The organism is Streptomyces chiangmaiensis, assembly GCF_036281785.1.
GTDB classification, from domain to species: domain Bacteria; phylum Actinomycetota; class Actinomycetes; order Streptomycetales; family Streptomycetaceae; genus Streptomyces; species Streptomyces chiangmaiensis.
Window position 1 is genome coordinate 1 of record NZ_JAYWVC010000603.1, and the last position, 1,147, is coordinate 1,147.

Here is a 1,147-nt window from a genome sequence, read left to right on the forward strand (position 1 = left end):
CGACCGTCGTGTAGAGGAAGACCGCCGAGATCACCGTGAAGGCGATGGTCCAGTTGCGGTGTCCGGCCTTGTGGGCGGCGATGGTCACCGCGATGGCGGCGGAGCTGATCAGTACCAGTACGCCGGTGGCGTAGGCGCCGCCCTGGGCGTCCACGTTCGCGTCGAAGATCCAGGTGACCAGGAAGGCGACCAGGGAGAAGACGATGACCATGGGTCGCACGGCGCGCGCCCAGTGCGGGGCCATGCCGTAGCGGGGCAGGTAGCGGGGCATCAGGTTGAGCAGTCCGGCCATCGCGGAGGCGCCGGCGAACCACAGGATCGCGATGGTCGAGGCGTCGTAGACGGTGCCGAAGGCGTTGCCCAGGTACTGGTGCGCCAGGTAGGCCAGCGCGCGGCCGTTGGCATCGCCCCCGGGCCGGAACTCCTTTTCCGGGATCAGCAGGGTTGTGATGAAACTGGTGGTGATCAGAAAGCCGCTCATGATCAGCGCGGCGGTTGTGAGGAGCTTCTTGGTGTCCCGGATGCGGCCGGTCGGCTTCTCCTCGGTGTCGTCCGGGTCGCCCTGGACATGGGGCATGACGGCGACGCCGGTCTCGAAGCCGGACAGGCCGAGCGCCAGCTTCGGGAAGACGATCAGTGCCAGGCCGATCATGACGAAGATGTCGCCGTGCTGGGTGGTCAGCGCGCCGGTCCAGTCGGTGATCACATGGGTGGTCGTCAGGACATGCCACAGCCCGACGGCCACGACCACGGCGTTCAGCGCGAGGTAGATGCCGACGAGGGCGAACGCGACGCCGATCGCTTCCAGGAAGCCCTTGAGGAACACCGCGCCGAGCAGGGCGATCAGGAGCAGGGTGATGATCAGTTGGTGGCCGTGCAGGGTGCCGGTGAGGTGGGGGTTCTCGATCAGGTGGGTGGAGGCGTCGGCGGCGGAGAGGGTGATGGTGATCAGGAAGTCGGTGGCGGCGAAGCCGAGCAGGGTCAGGACGAAGAGTTTGCCCTTCCAGAAGGAGAGCAGTCGTTCGAGCATGGCGATCGAGCCTTGGCCGTGGGGGCTTTCCTCGGCCACGCGCCGGTAGACCGGCAGGGCGCCGGCGAGGGTGACGATCACGAGGACGATGGTGGCGATGGGGGAGAGCAGTCCGGC

The 1,147-nt window shown here is 67.2% G+C and carries 1 pseudogene; it reads right to left on the reverse strand.

From position 1 onward, the window contains the following. A pseudogene (locus VXC91_RS45895) lies at nt 1-1,147 on the reverse strand (amino acid transporter); the annotation flags it as partial.